The sequence below is a fragment of the Nocardia asteroides genome, assembly GCF_021183625.1.
GTDB classification, from domain to species: Bacteria; Actinomycetota; Actinomycetes; order Mycobacteriales; family Mycobacteriaceae; genus Nocardia; species Nocardia asteroides_A.
The window spans coordinates 6,638,509-6,653,998 of record NZ_CP089214.1 but is presented as its reverse complement, the minus strand read 5'-3'; the positions used below and the strand labels follow the sequence as shown (position 1 = coordinate 6,653,998).

At 73.3% G+C, this 15,490-nt stretch carries 18 protein-coding genes; 13 read left to right on the top strand and 5 right to left on the bottom strand.

All coding sequences use genetic code 11. From position 1 onward, the window contains the following. Positions 1-16: 16 nt before the first annotated feature. The 3 genes from LTT61_RS30825 to LTT61_RS30815 are packed head-to-tail and all read left to right on the top strand — an operon-like array spanning position 17 to position 3,341. Positions 17-1,285 (top strand): PP2C family protein-serine/threonine phosphatase, encoded by a 1,269-nt coding sequence (locus tag LTT61_RS30825; RefSeq protein ID WP_233017519.1) that lies wholly within the window; start codon positions 17-19, stop codon positions 1,283-1,285. Continuing rightward, on the top strand, positions 1,282-2,901 hold the full coding sequence (locus LTT61_RS30820; RefSeq protein ID WP_233017518.1) for a sensor histidine kinase: 1,620 nt from the start codon (positions 1,282-1,284) through the stop codon (positions 2,899-2,901). The genes LTT61_RS30825 and LTT61_RS30820 overlap by 4 nt, the downstream gene beginning before the upstream one ends. Further along, entirely contained in the window at positions 2,898-3,341 is a 444-nt protein-coding gene (locus LTT61_RS30815) for a response regulator (protein WP_233017517.1), read from the top strand. The genes LTT61_RS30820 and LTT61_RS30815 overlap by 4 nt, the downstream gene beginning before the upstream one ends. Before the next feature lie 43 nt (positions 3,342-3,384). On the opposite strand, the gene LTT61_RS30810 is transcribed toward LTT61_RS30815, so the two are convergent. Further along, positions 3,385-3,747 carry an STAS domain-containing protein gene (locus tag LTT61_RS30810; protein ID WP_067649504.1) on the bottom strand — a complete coding sequence of 121 codons (363 nt, stop codon included), beginning with the start codon at positions 3,745-3,747 and terminating at the stop codon, positions 3,385-3,387. Positions 3,748-3,922: 175 nt separating this feature from the next. Next, complete coding sequence (locus tag LTT61_RS30805) at positions 3,923-4,678, bottom strand: oxygenase MpaB family protein (protein ID WP_233017516.1); 756 nt, start codon at positions 4,676-4,678, stop codon at positions 3,923-3,925. Between the two features lie 132 nt (positions 4,679-4,810). Between LTT61_RS30805 and LTT61_RS30800 the strand changes: the two genes are divergently transcribed. Further along, positions 4,811-6,259 carry an MDR family MFS transporter gene (locus tag LTT61_RS30800; protein WP_233017515.1) on the top strand — a complete coding sequence of 483 codons (1,449 nt, stop codon included), beginning with the start codon at positions 4,811-4,813 and terminating at the stop codon, positions 6,257-6,259. A 153-nt stretch (positions 6,260-6,412) separates the two neighbouring features. On the opposite strand, the gene LTT61_RS30795 is transcribed toward LTT61_RS30800, so the two are convergent. Next, entirely contained in the window at positions 6,413-7,489 is a 1,077-nt protein-coding gene (locus tag LTT61_RS30795; protein ID WP_233017514.1) for an NAD-dependent epimerase/dehydratase family protein, read from the bottom strand. Between the two features lie 123 nt (positions 7,490-7,612). Here LTT61_RS30795 and LTT61_RS30790 point away from each other — a divergent pair, with 123 nt between their 5' ends. From LTT61_RS30790 to LTT61_RS30770, 5 genes are all read left to right on the top strand, one after another. Beyond that, on the top strand, positions 7,613-7,798 hold the full coding sequence (locus LTT61_RS30790) for a DUF2795 domain-containing protein (RefSeq protein WP_233017513.1): 186 nt from the start codon (positions 7,613-7,615) through the stop codon (positions 7,796-7,798). A 79-nt stretch (positions 7,799-7,877) separates the two neighbouring features. Beyond that, positions 7,878-8,627 carry a siderophore-interacting protein gene (locus LTT61_RS30785; RefSeq protein ID WP_233017512.1) on the top strand — a complete coding sequence of 250 codons (750 nt, stop codon included), beginning with the start codon at positions 7,878-7,880 and terminating at the stop codon, positions 8,625-8,627. 137 nt (positions 8,628-8,764) lie between these two features. Continuing rightward, a complete protein-coding gene (locus LTT61_RS30780) occupies positions 8,765-9,817 on the top strand; it encodes a Gfo/Idh/MocA family oxidoreductase (protein WP_233017511.1) in 1,053 nt (350 codons plus the stop codon). Positions 9,818-9,876: 59 nt separating this feature from the next. Further along, positions 9,877-10,668, top strand: a complete 792-nt coding sequence (locus LTT61_RS30775) for a M50 family metallopeptidase (protein ID WP_233017510.1) — start codon at positions 9,877-9,879, stop codon at positions 10,666-10,668. Between the two features lie 82 nt (positions 10,669-10,750). Further along, positions 10,751-11,314, top strand: coding sequence for a type 1 glutamine amidotransferase domain-containing protein (locus tag LTT61_RS30770; RefSeq protein ID WP_233017509.1), 564 nt, complete (start codon positions 10,751-10,753; stop codon positions 11,312-11,314). 43 nt (positions 11,315-11,357) lie between these two features. On the opposite strand, the gene LTT61_RS30765 is transcribed toward LTT61_RS30770, so the two are convergent. Together LTT61_RS30765 and LTT61_RS30760 are read right to left on the bottom strand one after the other, a co-directional pair. Beyond that, positions 11,358-11,834 carry a gluconokinase gene (locus LTT61_RS30765; protein ID WP_233021259.1) on the bottom strand — a complete coding sequence of 159 codons (477 nt, stop codon included), beginning with the start codon at positions 11,832-11,834 and terminating at the stop codon, positions 11,358-11,360. 14 nt (positions 11,835-11,848) lie between these two features. Next, on the bottom strand, positions 11,849-12,676 hold the full coding sequence (locus LTT61_RS30760; RefSeq protein WP_233017508.1) for an SDR family oxidoreductase: 828 nt from the start codon (positions 12,674-12,676) through the stop codon (positions 11,849-11,851). A gap of 64 nt (positions 12,677-12,740) precedes the next feature. Here LTT61_RS30760 and LTT61_RS30755 point away from each other — a divergent pair, with 64 nt between their 5' ends. The 4 genes from LTT61_RS30755 (at position 12,741) to LTT61_RS30740 (ending at position 15,486) form a co-directional block, all read left to right on the top strand. Then, positions 12,741-13,658: an LLM class F420-dependent oxidoreductase gene (locus LTT61_RS30755; RefSeq protein WP_233017507.1), complete on the top strand. Its 918-nt coding sequence runs from the start codon at positions 12,741-12,743 to the stop codon at positions 13,656-13,658. Positions 13,659-13,762: 104 nt separating this feature from the next. Further along, positions 13,763-13,999 (top strand): CsbD family protein, encoded by a 237-nt coding sequence (locus LTT61_RS30750; RefSeq protein WP_233017506.1) that lies wholly within the window; start codon positions 13,763-13,765, stop codon positions 13,997-13,999. A 127-nt stretch (positions 14,000-14,126) separates the two neighbouring features. After that, positions 14,127-14,957 (top strand): SigB/SigF/SigG family RNA polymerase sigma factor, encoded by an 831-nt coding sequence (locus tag LTT61_RS30745; protein ID WP_233017505.1) that lies wholly within the window; start codon positions 14,127-14,129, stop codon positions 14,955-14,957. Then, positions 14,947-15,486: a CinA family protein gene (locus LTT61_RS30740; protein ID WP_233017504.1), complete on the top strand. Its 540-nt coding sequence runs from the start codon at positions 14,947-14,949 to the stop codon at positions 15,484-15,486. Before LTT61_RS30745 ends, LTT61_RS30740 begins: the two co-directional genes overlap by 11 nt. The last annotated feature ends 4 nt before the right edge of the window (positions 15,487-15,490 follow it).

Genomic DNA, 15,490 nt, shown 5'->3' with positions numbered 1-15,490 from the left:
CGAGGAGGCGAGGCGCATGCTGTCCGGGCAGCGGGAGTCGGCGGGCGCCGCACGCGCGGAGGCCGAGCGCGTCGCGGCGGGACTCGTGCACGCGGCCGGTGACTTCCAGGTGCAGGCCGAGCCCGACGTGCTGCTGGTCGAGGACGACCGGGCGGACGCGCTGCTGGTCGAGGAGCTGGTCGCGGACGGCGCCCCCGGCCTCCGGATGACCTGGGTGCGCACCATGGCCGAGGCCGGGGAGCACCTGGAGCGGCACCGCCCCGACTGCGTCCTGCTCGACCTGCACCTGCCCGATGCCAGCGGCATGGAGGCGGTCGCCCGGATCCGCGGCTTCACCGACCAGGTCGCCATCGTGGTGCTCACCGGCCTGGACGAGGAGCAGACCGGGCTCGCCGCGGTCGCCGCGGGCGCGCAGGACTATCTGGTCAAGGGCCGGGTGGAGCCGGAGCTGTTCGGCCGCGCCGTGCGCTACGCCATCCAGCGCAAGCAGACCGAGCGCGCCGCCGTCGCGCTGCGCGCCAGCCAGATGCAGGCGCAGGAGAACTCCCGGCTGGAGCGCGGCCTGCTGCCCACCCCGCTGCTGCGCGGCGAGCGGGTGGCCGACATCTACACCCGGTACCGCCCCGGCCGCGCCTACGCCCTGCTCGGCGGCGACTTCTACGACGTGGTGCAGGACGCCGACGGCACCGTGCACGCGCTGATCGGCGACGTCGCCGGGCACGGCCCGGACGAGGCCGCGATCGGCGTCGCGCTCCGGCTGGCCTGGCGCACCCTGGTCCTGAGCGGCATCAGCGGGTCCCGGCAGCTGGAGCTGCTGGAGGAGGTGCTGCTCGCCGAGCGCGCGGGCAACCACACCTTCGCCACCCTGACCACGCTGGTGCTCGACCCGCGCAAGCGGGTGGCGCGGGTGATCCGCGCCGGGCACCCCGGCATGCTGGCGCGCACCGACTCCGGCACCGACTGGGTGGAGGTGGCAGGCGGCCCCGCGCTCGGGCTGCTGCCCGGCCGCGCGGTCTGGCCGAGCCACCAGTACCCGATGAGCGAGGACACCGGGCTGGTGCTCTTCACCGACGGCCTCTACGAGGGCCACATCGGGCCGGGCAATCAGCGGCTCGGCGAGGACGGGCTCTACGAGCTGGTCTCCTCGGTGCCGCGGATCGACCCGAACGTCTTCATCGACGCGCTGATCGCCAAGGTCGAGGCGATGGCCGACGAGCACGGCGGCCTCGCCGACGACGTCGCTGTCATGTATCTGCGCTGGGCGCGCCCGGAAACGGGCGCATGAACCGCGCGGCGGACGGCGCCTCCGGCCGGTTCACCGTCCAGACCTGGTTTCAGCTGGTACTCGGGTCGATGGTGCTGATCGTGCTGCTCGGCGGCGCCGCGGGCGCCGAGGTGATCGCCGACACCAACCGCAGCACCGACCGGCTGCTCGACCGCATCCAGCCCGCCGCGGCCGAGGCCTACCTGCTGCAGGGCGCGCTGCTCAACCAGGAGACCGGGGTGCGCGGCTTCGCCATCGCCGCCGACCCGCAGTTCCTGCAGCCCTACACCATCGGCAGGCAGGAGGAGGAGCGCGCCGCCGCCCGGATTCGCGAGCTGGCCGGCGACAACCCGGCGCTGATGGCCGATCTGGACACGCTGGAGCGGCTGGCCGACGAGTGGCGCGCCTCCTACGCGGCCCCGGTCACCGAGGCCACCACGCCGGCGGCGGCCCAGGAGGTCGCCGGGCAGAGCGTGGAGCGGAGCAAGGCGCTCTTCGACCAGCTGCGCGCCCAGTTCACCACGCAGAACCAGGGTTTCGCGACGGCGCTGGCCGCGGACCGCGCGGATCTGACCCGCACCAGGAATATTCGCAACGCCGTGCTCGGCGGGGTGGTCGGGATCTTCGTGCTGGCCGCCGTGCTGCTCACCGTCATCGTGCGCAGGCTGGTGGCGCGGCCGCTGGCCGAGCTGGAGCGGGCGTCGCTGCGGGTCGCCGGTGGCGAGTTCGATCACCACATCGAGGCGCGGGGGCCGTCGGATCTGCGGACGGTGGCCGAGGCGGTGGAGGATATGCGGCGGCGGATCGTGGCGGAGTTGCAGTCCTCGCGGGCGCAGGAGGCGAAGCTGGCCGAGCAGGCGGCGGATCTGGATGCGCAGACGGTGGAGTTGCGGCGGTCGAATCAGGAGCTGGAGCAGTTCGCGTATGTGGCCTCGCACGATCTGCAGGAGCCGTTGCGGAAGGTGGCGTCGTTCTGTCAGTTGCTGGAGAAGCGGTACGGCGATCAGCTCGACGAGCGGGGTAAGCAGTACATCGATTTCGCGGTGGACGGTGCCAAGCGGATGCAGGTGCTGATCAACGACCTGCTCACCTTCTCCCGGGTCGGCAGGCTCACCGACGCCGCCGAGCCGATCCCGCTGGACGACGCCCTGGACAAGGCGCTGACCAACCTGGCATCGATCGTCGAGGAGACCGGCACCGAGGTGCGGCGGCCGGAGCGGCTGCCCGAGATCGTCGGCGACCGCACGCTGCTGACCATGCTGTGGCAGAACCTGATCGGCAACGCGGTGAAGTTCGCGGTGCCGGGCCGCCCGCCGGTGATCGAGGTCGAGGCGAGCGTCGACGGCGCCGAGCACCGGTTCCGGGTCACCGACAACGGCATCGGGATCGCGCCGGAGTTCGCGGAGAAGGTCTTCGTGATCTTCCAGCGGCTGCACAACCGGGAGGAGTACTCGGGCACCGGGATCGGGCTGGCGATCTGCAAGAAGATCGTCGAGTTCCACGGCGGCCGGATCTGGATCGACACCGAGTTCGCCGGCGGCGCCCGCTTCTGCTTCACTCTTCCACGCACGGCCGACCTCGAATCGTCCACCGGGACCGGGGCCGCCGAGACCAACGAAACCGAGGAGACCTCGTGACGAGTTCCGGCGAGCCCATCGACATCCTGCTGGTGGAGGACGACCCCGGCGACGAGCTGATGACCCGCGAAGCCTTCGAGGACAACAAGATCGGCAACAACCTCTACGTGGCGCACGACGGCGAGGAGGCGCTGGAGTTCCTCTACCGGAAGGGCCCGTGGGGCGAGGCGCCGCGGCCGGATCTGATCCTGCTCGACCTGAACCTGCCGAAATACGACGGACGCCAGGTGCTGGAGCGGATCAAATCCGATCCCGACCTGGCGTCCATCCCGGTTGTCGTGCTCACCACCTCGGCGGCGGAGGAGGACATCCTGCGCAGCTACAAGCTGCACGCCAACGCCTACGTGACGAAACCGGTCGACCTGGACCAGTTCGTCGCGGCGATCAAGCAGATCGACGACTTCTTCGTGCAGGTGGTGCGGCTGCCGCGGCAGCGGTAGGGGGTTATCCCGGGGCTCCGCCCCGGGACCCAGCTGCGGCCCGTCACTCGGACGGGCGGACCTCCTCCGACGCCAGCGCGTCGTCCCTGGTCGCGAAGACCTGGAGCACCCGGTCCAGGCCGGTGATCTCGATCGGCCTGCGCACCGGCTCGGACGCCACCACCCGGAGCGAGCGCTCCGGCGCCGCCTCGGCGGCCACGAGCAGCACGCTCAGCCCGGCGGAGCCGAAGAACCCGACGCCGGATAGATCCACCACCAGTACGGGCGGCTCCGCCCGCAACGCCTCCTCCACCGCCGACTGCAGGTCGGGCGCCGACGCCATGTCGATCTCACCGGCCGCCGTCAGCACGACGGTCGACCCGACCGTCTCGGTACGGACGTCCAGTGCCCTGTCCTCAGCGCTCACCGGGCGACCGCTCCGTCAGTGTCCGGGATCATCATCAACAACCTCCGCCAATGTCGAGGCCGCCCACGTGCCCGTGGCTGGACACCGGGTGGCCTTCAGCGGCCAAACTACCCCATCGGCGCGCGCCGATCCGACACACCGACGTGGACGGGCCGTTTCGGTAGCCGCCGATCCGCTACCGGCGCGCGGCCGGGATCAGCCTGGCCCGCGGGGTGAGCCCGGCGAGCACGGTACGCACCGCGATCGCGTGCGCCGCGCTCGCCACCCGATCGCCCGGTCGCAGCGGCACGTCGAGCAGTTCGCGGGTGCGCGGATGCAGCAGTGCGCGCACCGCCGGGCCGGGCAGGGTGCGCGGCCACCAGGCGTCCGGGCGCAGCAGCGCGGGGGTGAGCAGCGCGCTGTCCGGGGTGACCGTGAGCTCGGTGGCGCAGACCCGGTCCAGGTACGCGGTGAAGCCGGCCCAGGTTTCGGGCATGGGTCGGGCGGAGATGCCGTAGCGCAGGTACCAGCGGCAGCAGTCGGCGTAGAGCTCCTCCTTCTCGGCGTCCCGGAGCGGGCGGGCGAAGGTCTCGATGGCGGTCACCAGGGTGTCCACGTAGGTGGCGTGCTGGAAGAAGAAGAGCTCCGGGGTGAGGCCGTGGTAGCGGCGGCCCCTGCTGTCGACGCCGTGCACCAGCTCGTCGCCGTAGCGGACGGCCGGGTGCGGGTCGCGCGGGGTGTAGGCCAGGTGCACCAGGTGCGAGACCACCCGTTTCTTGTGGTGCCAGAGCGAGCTCGGCGCGTGCGCCACGATCGCGGCGGCCACCGAGGGGTGCAGGATCTGCAGCCCGACCGCGCGCGGCAGCGCCAGCGCGAAGCGGCGGTCGCCGAGGTAGCGGCCGAGCAGCGAGTCGGCCTCGGGGGCGGTGCGGCGGAGCCTGGACACGTCCATGTGCCACCTCTGAGTAGATGAGACCGATTGACACTCACTCTATCAGCGGATGATCGGTGGAAACCCGCGTGCGCGGACCGGAGCGAGCCCGATAAATTCGATAGCGAATCGAACGATCCCGAGGAGCGCGCCGTGTCCACCGACACCCCCGTGTCAACGACTCCGGCGGGCGGGGTCGGGTTCCGCTCCGAACGCGGCCCGATCCTGGCCGCCATGATGCTGGCCTCCGGGCTGATCGCGCTGGACTCCACCATCCTGGCCACCGCGGTGCCCGCGATCACCGCGAGCGTCGGCGGCTTCGACCGCTTCCCCTGGCTGTTCTCGGTCTACCTGCTGGCCCAGGCGGTGACGGTGCCGCTGTACGGCAAGCTCGCCGACGCCGTCGGCCGCAAGCCGGTGCTGCTCGGCGGGATCGCTGTCTTCGCGCTCGGCTCGCTGCTCTGCGGGCTGGCGGGCGGGATGACCTGGCTCATCGTGTTCCGCGCGGTGCAGGGCATCGGCGCGGGCGCCATCATGCCGATGACCATGACCATGGCGAGCGACCTCTACACGCTGCGCGAGCGGGCCACCGTGCAGGGCTACATGGCCAGCGTCTGGGCCGCCGCCTCGGTGCTCGGGCCGCTGCTCGGCGGGCTCTTCGCCGACTACCTGGACTGGCGCTGGATCTTCCTGGTGAACCTGCCGCTCTCCGCGCTCGCCGCGGTGATGCTGGTGCGGCACTTCCACGAGCGGCGGAGCACCGCGCGCGGCCCGATCGACGCGCTCGGCGCGGTGCTGCTCACGCTCGGCGCGGGCGCGCTGATCCTGGGGCTGCTGGAGGGCGGCACCAGCTGGGGCTGGACCTCCCCCGCCGGGCTCGGCGTCTTCGCCGGCGGCGGGCTGGCGCTGCTGCTCTTCGTGCTGGTGGAGCGGCGGGTGCGGGATCCGATCCTGCCGCTCGGGCTCTTCACCCGGCGCCCGGTGCTCGCCGCCGCGGCGGTCTCGCTGCTGGTCGGGGCGGTGCTGATGGGCGTGACCTCGTTCGTCCCGACCTTCGCCCAGGGCGTGCTCGGCGTGAGCGCGCTGGCCGCCGGGCTCACCGTCGGGGTGCTCACCCTCGGCTGGCCGGTCACCGCCTCCCAGGCCGGCCGCTTCTACCTGCGCATCGGCTTCCGCCGGACCGCGCTGCTCGGCAGCCTGCTCTGTGCGGCGGGCGCGGGCACCACGCTGCTGATCTCGGCGGCGTCGCCGCTGTGGCAGGTGGCGCTCTCCTGCTTCCTGATCGGCGCCGGGCTCGGCATGGTCTCCACCCCGACGCTCATCGCGGCGCAGTCGCACGCGGCGTGGGGCGGGCGCGGGGTGGTGACCTCGACCGTCATGTTCACCCGGTCGATCGGCAGCGCCGTCGGCGTGGCGATCTTCGGCGCGCTGGTGAACGCCAGGGTCGGGGACGTCGACCCGCCGCGCCCCGCCGATCTGGCGGCAGGCACGCACCTGGTGTTCATCGCGCTGGTGGTAGCCGCGGTGGCGATGATCGCGGCCTGCGCGCTCGTGGTCGAGCCGCCGCCGGAGGGGGCGCCGCGCGCCGAGGCAGAGAGCTAGGACCGGGGCGCACGGCCCCGCCATCGCAAAAGCGGAGCGACGCTCCGGCTCCGCACAGCGGCAGGCGGCCCCGGTCGACTGCGCCACCGGACGACGACTCGTGCGGTGGGCGTCCCCGCGGCGGTACAGAACCTCGGCCTCCCGCGCCGCGGGTCAGTTCGCGACCGGCTCCCGGTCCACCGGGTCGTACCCGCCGATGCCCGACCGTAGTTCGCGCCAGCGCCACCGCCCGCCCGCGTCGGTGGCCAGCGCGGGGGTCGGCCCGCCCGCACCGTCGCGCAGCCCGTCGATCAGCTCGCGCAGCGCCTCGACGGCGGTGTAGCGCGGCCGCCAGCGCAGCTCGGCGGCGGCCCGGCCGCTGTCCAGCACCGGCAGCCGGAGGAAGGCGGCGAAGAGCTCGGGGGCGGCGGGGGCGAGCCGGAGCCCCCATGCGGCGGCGACCGCGCCCTGGAAGAGGCGGTCCGGCACGGTGATCGGGCGGGCGCCGAAGACCTCGGCGAGCCGGTCGCGGTCGAGCACCGGCTCGGCGGCCAGGTTGAACGGCCCGCCCACCTCGCGGGTGAGCGCGGCCCGGACGGCGGCGGCCACGTCGGTGGCGTGCACCGCCTGCATGGTCAGCCGGGCGGGCAGCGGCAGCACCGGAATCGCCCCGGTGCGCAGTAGCCGATTCGGGAAGAACGGGCCGAGGAAGAGCCTGCGCTGCTCGGCGGCGGCCGCGCGCTGGAAGACGAAGGCGGGCCGCAGCCGGACCACCCGGCAGCCGGGGTGTTCCCACTCGAAGGTGTCGAGCAGCCGCTCCACGTACGCCTTCTCCCTGGTGTAGGCGGCGGTCGGCCTGCCGTCGGTCGGCCAGCTCTCGGTCACCGGGCGCAGGTCGGCGCGGGGTGAGTAGGCGCCGACCGAGGAGGTGTAGACCAGCGCGGTCACCGAGGAGGCGGCGACCGCGCGCAGCACCCGCTCGGTACCGGTGACATTGCCGCGCCAGGTGTCCAGCGGGGCGTGCATGGGCTGCATCATCCAGGCCAGGTGCACCACGGCGTCGGCGCCCGCGCAGATCGGGGCGAGGTCGTCGGTGCGAATATCGGCGCGCACCCACTCCACGCCCGGTGCCGGCTCGTCCGGGATGCGGCGCGCCACCGCCCTGATCTTGTCGACGGCGGGGTCCCCGATCAGTGCGGCGAGCACGGCGGTGCCCACATTGCCCGACGCGCCGAGCACAACGACTCGCATTCCGGCCTCCTCGTTCGGTTCTCCTCTCCGCGCCCTACCCCGGCCAGCGAGCGGCACACCGGTGGTTTGCCGCCGGGGACGGGTGGTAGAGCGAGGCGTCCATTCACCGAGAGGAGATCAGCGATGGCACAGGTCAACCCGATCCAGGTGCAGAAGTTCCTGTCCGGCGTCGACTACCCGGCCGACCGCGACGACCTGCTGGCCGCCGCCAGGTCCAACAGTGCGAGCGACGACGTGCTCGACGCACTCGGCGACCTGCCCGAGCGCACCTTCGACGGGCCGAACGCGGTGAGCCAGGAACTCTCCTGACCAAGGCGAGCGTTCGCGCGGGGCACCCGGGGCGTAGCGTAGTAAGGCAACCCTTATTGCCGATATCGGAGGTAGCCCCGTGGCCCGACCCCGCACCACCCTCACCGTGTTGCGCACCGAACAGCTCACCCCGCACCTGATCCGGGTGCACTTCGGCGGCCCCGGCTTCGCGGCGTTCCGGCCGAGCGAGCACAGCGACTCCTACATCAAGCTGCTCTTCCCGCAGGAGGACGGCACCGAGGTGCAGCGCACGTACACCGTGCGCAGCGTCGACGTCGAGGCGGGCACGCTGGCCGCCGACTTCGTCTACCACGGGGCCGAGGGCATCGCCGGGCCGTGGGCGGCCTCGGTCCAGCCGGGCACCACCATCGACGTCTACGGCCCCGGCGGCGCCTACACGCCGCGCGCCGACGCGGACTGGCACCTGCTCGCCGGCGACGAGGCGGCGCTGCCCGCCATCGCCGCCGGGCTCGAGGCGATGCCCGCCGACGCCGTCGGGGTGGCGTTCGTCGAGGTGGCCGGGGTGGAGGAGGAGCTCAAGCTCGATCATCCGGACGGGATCGAGCTCACCTGGCTGCACCGCGGCGACCGGCCGCCGGGTGAGCTGCTCGCCGAGACGGTGCGGGTCGCCGAGTGGCGCGAGGGGCAGGTGCAGGTGTTCGTGCACGGCGAGGCGCAGGCCGTCATGCACGATATTCGCCGGTACGTGCGCCGGGAGCGCAATGTGCCCGCCGAGTGGGCGGCCTCGATCTCCGGGTACTGGCGGCGGGGGCGCACCGAGGAGGGGTTCCGGGAGTGGAAGTCCGATCTCAAGAAGACCGAAGGGTGATGTCGCGATCGCCCACCTTCCGGCGGCGCTGACAGCGCTCCGGCTCGGCTGATGTGTGGGCAGGCGGAGCCGAAGCGATACGGGACGCGCCGGACGGTGGCCGTCCGGGCGAGCCCGACGCCGGTAGCGTCGAGCACATGAGCGCTCTCGATGTCGCGATCATCGGCTACGGCCTCGCCGGCTCCGTCTTCCACGCCCCGCTGATCGCGGCCGACCCGCGCCTCCGCGTCGCCACCGTGATCACCGGCTCGGCCGAGCGCGCCGAGCAGGCCCGGCGCGAGCACCCCGGCGTCCGGGTCCTGGAGACCCCCGACGCCCTCTTCGCCGACCCGGCGGGCACGGCCCTTGTCGTCGTCGCCACGCCGAACCGCACGCACGCCCCGCTGGCCGCGCTGGCACTCGACGCGGGCATCCCGGTGGTCGTCGACAAACCGTTCACGGTGACCGCCGACGAGGCAGCGGCCCTGGTGACCCGCGCGAACGAGCGGTCCCTGCTGCTCACCGTGTTCCAGAACCGCCGCTGGGACGGCGACTTCCGCACCGTCCGCCGCCTGGTCGAGGAGGGCGTGCTCGGCCGCGTGCACCGCTTCGAGAGCCGCTTCGAGCGCTGGCGCCCGACGCCGAAGGGCGGTTGGCGCGAGGTCGGCGGCCCGGCGGACGCCGCAGGCATCCTCTACGACCTCGGCCCGCACCTGGTCGACCAGGCCATCGTGCTGAACGGCCCGGTCACCGAGGTCTACTGCGAACTCGACCGGCTGCGCCCCGGCATCAGCACCGACGACGACGCCTTCGTCGCCCTGCACCACGCCTCCGGCGCCCGCTCCCACCTCTGGGCGAGTGCGCTCGCCCCCCGCCTCGGCCCCCGCTTCCGCGTCCTCGGCGACCGCGCGGGCTACCAGGTCGACGGCCTCGACCCGCAGGAGGCCGCGCTCCGCGAAGGCCGCCGCCCGGACGACGGAAAGCCGTGGGGCACGGTCGATTCCGCGCACTGGGGCACCGTCGGCGCGGAGCTGGACGCCGAGCCGGTCCCCACCCTCCCCGGCGACTACCCGGCCTTCTACGCGGGCGTCGCCGCCGCGCTCATCGACGGCGCCCCCGCCCCGGTCGATCCCCGCGACGCCGTCACCGGCCTGCGCGTGCTCGAGGCCGCCCGCAGCTCGGCCGAGTCCGGGAGCGTCCAGCGGCTGTAGCCCGCCCCCAACCCGCTTGCCGGGCACCGCGATCGGGCCCGGCCCGGTAGGGTGCGGCGGTGGACTCCGCCGAGTTGATCGACCGGGGCAGGTCGCTCGCCGACAACCTGACCTCGACCCAGCTGCCGCCGCCGTGGTGGCTGGTGCTCGCCACCGGTGCGGTGGCCTTCCTCCTCGTCGCCTACACCCCGGTCTGGCGGGTCACCCGCGCCGCGGTGACGATCGCGCACGAGGGCGGGCACGCCGGGGTCGCGCTGCTCTCCGGCCGCAGGCTGAGCGCCATCACGCTGCACTCGGACACCTCCGGGCTGACGGTCTCCAGCGGCAAGCCGTACGGCATCGGCATGATCCTCACCGCCTTCGCGGGCTACCCGGCGCCGCCGCTGGTGGGGCTGGGTTTCGCGGCGCTGCTCGGCGCCGACCGGATCACCCTGGTGCTGTGGACGACGATCGTGCTGCTGGCCGCCATGCTGATCAAGATCCGCAATCTCTACGGCGCGCTCACCGTCTTCGTGGTCGGCGGGGCGGTGTTCGCGGTCTCCTGGTTCGGCAGCGACCTGCTGCAGGCCGGGTTCGCCTACCTGACCACCTGGTTCCTGCTGATCGCCGGGATCAGGCCGGTGGTGGAGCTGCAGCGCACCCGCAGCCGGGACGGCTCCCGGGATTCCGACGCCGACCAGCTGGCCGGGCTGACCCGGCTCCCCGCCGTGTTCTGGGTGCTCGTCTTCGCCGCGCTCGCCATGTTCGCGCTGCTCATCGGGGGTCGCATGCTGCTCGCCGACGCCACCGGGGTGTGCGTGCCCTACCTCTCCGACGCCCGCTGCCCCGAGCCGGAGGTCACCGCTCCGTAGCCGCGCCGAGGTTTGCGCCCGCCCGCTCGCGGCACGACTACCGCGAAGGCACGAATCCGGCGAACGGAAGGAGCGACCCACCATGACCGAGAATCTCGACGGCGTAAGGGCCCTGATCATCACCTCGCAGACCGGGGTGGAGCACGACGAGCTCGTCGACCCCAGGCAGTGGCTGCTCGGCAAGAACGCCACCGTCGTGCACGCCGCCCCGGAGCGCGGCGACGTGCAGACCTTCCGGCACGACACCGAGAAGGACGAGGTGGCGACCGCCGACACCGCGCTGGCCGACGTCTCCGCCGCCGACTTCGACATCCTGGTCGTCCCCGGCGGCACGGTGAACGCCGACAAGCTGCGCACCGAACCCAAGGCGGTCGAGCTGGCCACCGAGTTCGCCAGGGCGGGCAAGCCGATCGCGGCCATCTGCCACGGCCCGTGGCTGCTGGTCGAGGCGGGGCTGGTGCGCGGCAAGACGCTCACCAGCTATCCGTCGCTGCGCACCGATATCGGCAACGCGGGCGGCGCCTGGGTGGACGAGGCGGTGGTGCGCTCCACCGACGACGGCTGGACCCTCATCACCTCGCGCAACCCCGACGACCTGCCCGACTTCGACACCGCCATCGGCGAGCAGCTGGTGCCGGCGCACTGAGCCGTCCGGCGGCCCTTCTCGGAGAAGGGCCGCCGAGCCGCGCTCACCCCGGCCGATCCGCGCCGAGCAGCTCCGCGATGTGCCCGGCGATCTCCGCCGGTGTTCCGGCCGCCGGGACCGTCCAGCCGCGCTCGTCCGGGCGCAGCGGCTCCAGCGCCGCCAGCTGGCTGTCCAGCAGGCTCGCCGGCATGAAGTGCCCGCGCCGGGCGGCGAGCCTGCGCGCCAGCTCCGGGCGCGCGACGTCGAGGTGCGCGAAGCGGACCCCGGCCACCAGCGCGCGCAACCGGTCCCGGTAGCACAGGGCCAGCGCCGAGCAGCTCAGCACCCCGCCGCTCGCGGCCAGCCGGGCGCCTGCGGCGTCCAGCCAGGGCCACCTGTCTGCATCGGTGAGCGCGATCCCGGCGTGCATCTTCGCCCGATTGGCGGGCGGGTGCAGCTCGTCCCCCTCGGTGAACGGCACCCCGAGCCGGGCCGCGAGCAGCTCGCCGACCGTGGTCTTGCCACTGCCGGAGACCCCCATGAGCACCAGCGGGGTCAGGGCGTGCGCCACTGCTCGTCGGTGAGCCGCTCACTCGCCTGCGGCCCCATCAGCAACATGCCGCCGTCCACCACGTAGGACGCCCCGGTGACGTACCCGGCCGCGGGCGTGGTCAGGAACGCGACCACCGCCGCCACCTCCTCCGCGTGCCCCGGCCTGCCCAGCGGATAGCCGGGGCGCGGCTGCGCGCGCGGGTCGGCATCGTCCTGCCCGGTCATCGGCGTCGAGATCTCGCCGGGCGCAACCGAGTTCACCGTGATCCCGTGCTCGGCCAGCTCCAGCGCCAGCACCTTGGTGAGCGCGCCGAGCCCGGCCTTGGCCGCACAGTACGGCGCCGCGCCGACCCGGGGGGCGTGCTCGTGCACGCTGGTGATGTTGACGATGCGGCCACCGCGCCCGGCCGCGATCATCCTGGCCGCCGCGCGCTGCGCGCAGAGGAAGGCGCCGTCCAGGTCGACGCTCAGCACCGAGCGCCAGGTGTCGAAGTCCAGCTCCATGGCCTTGGTCGCGCTGCCGGTGCCGGAGCAGTTCACCAGCACGTCGACCCCGCCGAGCTCGTCGGCGAGTTCGTCGACCGCGGCGGCGGCGCCGGGCAGCTCGGTCAGGTCGAGGTGCCGGACGACGGCGGTGACACCGAGCTCGCGGGCCGCGGCGGCGGTCTCCTCCGCGCCCGCCCGATCCTGGTGATAGGTGACGCCGACATCGACCCCGCCGCCCGCCAGCGCGAGGGCGATCGCGCGGCCGATCCCGGAGTCGGAGCCGGTGACGACGGCGCGCCGCGGCGCCCCGGTGTTTTCGTGTGGAAGCGGTGCGATGGTGGCCATGCGCGGCGGCTACCCCGGCCGCGCACCGCCACACACCGCCGCCACCTGCGGCAGGATGGGCCGCATGGAACTGCGTATCTTCACCGAACCGCAGCAGGGCGCGGACTACGACACCCTGCTGAACGTCGCGCGCACCGCCGAGGATCTGGGGTACGACGCGTTCTTCCGCTCCGACCACTACCTCGCCATGGGCGGCGCCGACGGCCTGCCCGGCCCCACCGACGCCTGGATCACGCTGGCCGGGCTGGCCCGCGACACCAGCCGCATCCGGCTCGGCACCCTGGTCACCGCCGCCACCTTCCGGCTGCCGGGCCCGCTCGCCATCCAGGTGGCGCAGGTGGACCGGATGTCCGGCGGGCGGGTGGAATTCGGCCTCGGCTCCGGCTGGTACGCCGACGAGCACACCGCCTACGGCATCCCCTTCCCGGACCGGCGGCTGGCCCGGCTGGAGGAGCAGCTGGCCATCGTCACCGGGCTCTGGTCGACCAAGCCGGGCGACACCTTCGACTACGCGGGCGAGTTCTACACCCTCACCGGCTCCCCCGCGCTGCCCAAGCCGGTGCAGGACCCGATCCCGGTGCTGGTCGGCGGCGCGGGCCCGAGCCGGACCCCGCGGCTGGCCGCCCGCTACGCGAGCGAGTTCAACATGCCGTTCGCCTCGATCGCGGACTCCGCCGCGCAGTTCGACCGGGTGCGCACCGCGGTCGCCGAGCACGGCCGCCGGGACGACCTGGTCTACTCCAACGCGCTCGTCGCCTGCGTGGGCGGCAGTGACGCGGAGGTCGCCCGCCGGGCCGCCGCCATCGGCCGCGAGGTCGACGAGCTGAAGCAGAACGGCCTGGCGGGCTCGCCCGCGGAGGTCGTCGACACGCTCGGCCGCTACGCCGAGATCGGCTCCAGCCGGGTCTACCTGCAGATTCTCGACCTCGAGGACCTCGACCACCTCGCGCTGGTGGCCGAGCAGGTGATGCCGCACCTGTGATCCCGGACTCATAGCCGAGAATTAGCCGCCATTCCCCGATTCGCCTTGTGACTCACGGGTAAGCCCACCGATGTCAGCACTGAACGCGACTTTCGGAGGACATCGTGGCCGAGAACACCGGACCCCGCGAGGGAATCAAGGGCGTTGTCGAGGATGTGAAGGGCAAGGTCAAGGAGGCCGCCGGGATCGTCACCGGGAGCGACCGCCTGGAGGGCGAGGGCAGGGCCCAGCAGGACAAGGCCGAGTCCCAGCGCGAGGTCGCCCAGAAGGAGGCCGAGGCCGAGAAGGCTCGGGCCGAGGCGAGCGTGGACGAGGCGCGGCAGCGCGGGTTCCAGAACTAGGAAGTGTGCGCGGCCCCGAGAGGGGAACGCCGCGGGTGGGCTGTCCGGACGGGCAGCCCACCTTCCGTCGGTTCGGGCACGGAACCGGCGACCGTATCCACCCCGAGTTCGAACGCGAGGATGCCCGATGACGCGCGAGACCCCGGCGGCCGGCCAAGGCACAACCGCTGGTTCGACCGACAGCTACGACAACATCGAACCCTGGTTCGAGAAGCTGGCCGCGCTCGCGCCGGGCGATCCGGACCGGGAGGCCGTCCGCCGCGAGATCATCGCCCGCTGCCTCCCGCTGGCCGCGCACATCGCGCGCAAGTTCGCCGGGCGCGGCGAGTCCTACGACGACCTGCTGCAGATCGCCCGGCTCGGCCTGGTGCTCGCGGTCGACCGCTTCGACGTCGAGCGCGGCTCGTCCTTCCTCTCCTTCGCGGTGCCGACCGTGATGGGCGAGGTCCGCAGGCACTTCCGGGACCACACCTGGTCGCTGCGGGTGCCGCGCAGGCTCAAGGAGGTCCAGCTGCTGATCGGCCCGGCCGTCGAGGCGCTCTCGCACTCGCTGGGCCGGCTGCCGACCGCCCGCGAGATCGCCGCCGACCTGGAGCTCGACCTCGCCGAGGTGACCCAGGCGATGGTGGCGAGCAACGCCTACCAGACCAACTCGATCGACGCCGCCGGCAACGACGACGGCGAGCACACCCCGCTCGCGCTGCGCGACACCCTCGGCCGCGAGGAGCCCTCCTACCAGCTGCTCGAGGACGCCATCGCGGTGCGACCGCTGCTGGCGGCGCTGCCCGAGCGCGAGCGCGAGGTGCTGGTCATGCGCTTCTTCGAGAACCGGACGCAGACCCAGATCGCGGCCCGCCTCGGGGTCTCGCAGATGCAGGTCTCGCGGATTCTCACCAGGACCCTCGGCACGCTGCGCGCGCAGGCACTCGGCGACGAGGCGGCCGGCCGTGTCGCCTGACGCGGCGGGCGGGCAGCCCGAGGTCCCGGAGTCGGAGCGCACCGCGGCGCTGGCCGAGCGGGTCGCCGAGGAGGCAGCCCGCACCGGGCGCACCGTCGCGGTGGCGGAATCGCTGACCGCGGGGCGAATCGCCGCCGCCCTCGGCGCCGCGCCGGATTCGGGCACCTGGTTCCGCGGCGGCGTCGTCGCGTACGCCGCCGAGGTCAAGCGGACCGTGCTGGGCGTCCCGGACGTGCCGGTCGTCACCGCCACCGCCGCCGGGACCATGGCGACCGGCGTGCGCGGGCTACTCGACGCCGATGCCGGGGTCGCGGTAACCGGGGTCGGCGGCCCCGGCGACCAGGACGGGGAGCCGGCCGGGTCGGTGTGGTTCGGGGTCGCCGTCGGCGGCGATACCGCGACCAGCCACCACGTCTTCGACGGCGATCCGGTCGAGGTGCTGGAGCAGACCGTCACCCGCGCGCTGGAGCTGCTGCGGGACGCGGTCGCGACCGGCCACGCGGAGCTCGGCGACCAAGTGTCCGAATAATCCG

Excerpts from the sequence above, each read along its gene's own strand:
- LTT61_RS30755 (WP_233017507.1), top strand. The coding sequence starts at position 12,741 with ATGGAACTGCGTATCTTCACCGAACCGCAGCAGGGCGCGGACTACGAC.
- LTT61_RS30780 (WP_233017511.1), top strand. The coding sequence starts at position 8,765 with ATGAGCGCTCTCGATGTCGCGATCATCGGCTACGGCCTCGCCGGCTCC.
- LTT61_RS30760 (WP_233017508.1), bottom strand. The coding sequence starts at position 12,676 with ATGGCCACCATCGCACCGCTTCCACACGAAAACACCGGGGCGCCGCGG.
- LTT61_RS30805 (WP_233017516.1), bottom strand. The coding sequence starts at position 4,678 with ATGGACGTGTCCAGGCTCCGCCGCACCGCCCCCGAGGCCGACTCGCTG.
- LTT61_RS30770 (WP_233017509.1), top strand. The coding sequence starts at position 10,751 with ATGACCGAGAATCTCGACGGCGTAAGGGCCCTGATCATCACCTCGCAG.
- LTT61_RS30795 (WP_233017514.1), bottom strand. The coding sequence starts at position 7,489 with ATGCGAGTCGTTGTGCTCGGCGCGTCGGGCAATGTGGGCACCGCCGTG.
- LTT61_RS30790 (WP_233017513.1), top strand. The coding sequence starts at position 7,613 with ATGGCACAGGTCAACCCGATCCAGGTGCAGAAGTTCCTGTCCGGCGTC.
- LTT61_RS30765 (WP_233021259.1), bottom strand. The coding sequence starts at position 11,834 with ATGGGGGTCTCCGGCAGTGGCAAGACCACGGTCGGCGAGCTGCTCGCG.
- LTT61_RS30825 (WP_233017519.1), top strand. The coding sequence starts at position 17 with ATGCTGTCCGGGCAGCGGGAGTCGGCGGGCGCCGCACGCGCGGAGGCC.
- LTT61_RS30745 (WP_233017505.1), top strand. The coding sequence starts at position 14,127 with ATGACGCGCGAGACCCCGGCGGCCGGCCAAGGCACAACCGCTGGTTCG.
- LTT61_RS30820 (WP_233017518.1), top strand. The coding sequence starts at position 1,282 with ATGAACCGCGCGGCGGACGGCGCCTCCGGCCGGTTCACCGTCCAGACC.